The organism is Paraburkholderia sp. SIMBA_030 (assembly GCF_046535245.1).
In the GTDB taxonomy this organism is placed as follows: Bacteria; Pseudomonadota; Gammaproteobacteria; order Burkholderiales; family Burkholderiaceae; genus Paraburkholderia.
Map to the genome: position 1 here is coordinate 1 of NZ_JAWRXB010000054.1, position 1,837 is coordinate 1,837.

2 protein-coding genes are annotated in these 1,837 nt (G+C 65.9%); both read left to right on the plus strand.

Translation table 11 applies throughout. From position 1 onward, the window contains the following. Window positions 1–662: gamma-glutamyltransferase (locus SB772_RS38945; protein WP_410838382.1), on the plus strand; the 662-nt coding region annotated here is incomplete at its 5' end. Window positions 663–770: 108 nt separating this feature from the next. Next, window positions 771–1,837 (plus strand): MFS transporter (locus tag SB772_RS38950; protein WP_410838383.1); only part of this gene is annotated, 1,067 nt, incomplete at its 3' end.

Genomic DNA, 1,837 nt, shown 5'->3' on the forward strand with positions numbered 1-1,837 from the left:
CGCGCGCGCTGCTCGAACCCGCGGCGCTCGACGCGATGGCCGCACGCTTCTCACCGACGCAGGCCGCGCCGTGGGGCGCCGGCCGCGGGCCGGGCGACACAGTCTGGCTCGGCGTCACCGATAGCGACGGCGTGTCGGTGAGCTTCATCCAGAGCATTTATCACGAATTCGGCAGCGGCATCGTGCTGGCGGGCTCGGGCATCAACTGGCAGAACCGCGGCTGCAGTTTCTCGCTCGACGAACACGCGCTGAATCCGCTGACGCCGTTGCGCAGGCCTTTCCATACGTTGAACCCGGCGCTCGCGCGTTTCGACGACGGCCGCACGATGGCGTACGGAAACATGGGCGGCGACGGTCAGCCGCAATCGCAAAGCGCGGTGTTCTCGCGCATCGCGCACTTCGGCTGGAATCCGCAAGCCGCGATCGACGCGCCGCGCTGGCTGCTCGGCCGCACGTGGGGCCAGTCGACCGATACGCTCAAGCTCGAAGCGCGTTTTGCGCCCGGCACCGTGGCACGGCTCGAAGCGCTGGGTCACGAGGTCGAGACGATGCAGGCTTACGACGAAGCAATGGGACACGCCGGTGCAATCGTTCGGTATCCGGATGGATTAATCGAAGCGGGCTACGATCCGCGCAGTGACGGGGCTGCCGCGGGCTGGTAAGAGCACGCGCGCTTTTTTTCAATCGAACCGCAGGTCCGGCCTACAGGCCCGGAGGACGCTGCACGTCCGCTGATCGCCGGCGGGCTTCGCTCAGTAACCGGAGTCAGCATGACCACACGCTCTCAACCTATGACATCAGCGGATATCGAGAACGTCTCGACGTCCGCCGCGCACAACCGCTGGCTTCAGCTCGGACTCGGTCTCGTCTGCATGATGGCGATCTCGAGCCCGCAATACGTCTGGACGCTGATGACCAAACCGCTCGCCGCGAAACTGGGCGTCGCGCTGCCGGAACTGCAAGTGACGTTCTCGCTGCTGATCATTCTGCAAACCTTCTTCTCGCCGTTTCAGGGCAAGCTGATCGACCGCTTCGGCCCGCGCATGCTGATCTCGATCGGCACCGTGATGTCGGGCCTGAGCTGGGTGCTGGCCTCGCAGGTGCAAAGCGCGCCGATGCTCTATCTGACTTACGGCGTGGTCGGCGGGCTGGGCACCGGCATCGTCTATGTCGGCGTGGTGGGCCTGATGGTGCGCTGGTTTCCGAAGCAGCGCGGCTTCGCGGCGGGCGCCGTGGCGGCCGGCTACGGCATGGGCGCGATCGTCACGACTTTTCCGATCGCGGCCTCGCTGCAGGCGCGCGGGATCGACGCCACGTTGTGGATGTTCGGCATTGCGTTCGCAGTGGTCGGCTTGCTGGCCTCGCAGGGTTTGCGCGTGCCGCCTTCGCATGACAGCGCCGTAGCGACCGCTGCCGGTTCCGGCGCTTCCGCGGTGGCGAATCTGCGCCCGTCGCAGACGCTCAAAACGCCCGTGTTCTGGCTGATGTTCGCGATGATGACCATGATGTCCACCTCGGGCCTGATGGTCACCTCGCAGATGGCCACCTTCGCCGCCGACTTCGGCGTGACCAAGGTGCTCGTGTTCGGCATGGCGGCGCTGCCGCTCGCGCTGACCATCGACCGCTTCACGAACGGCCTCACGCGGCCGCTGTTCGGCTGGGTGTCCGACAAGGTCGGCCGTGAAAACACGATGTTCTTCGCGTTCGCCCTTGAAGGCGTGGCGATGGCGCTATGGCTGCTCACGCGCGAGAACGCGGTGCTGTTCGTGCTGCTGTCGGGCGTGGTGTTCTTCGGCTGGGGCGAGATTTTTTCGCTGTTCCCCTCGACGCTGACCGA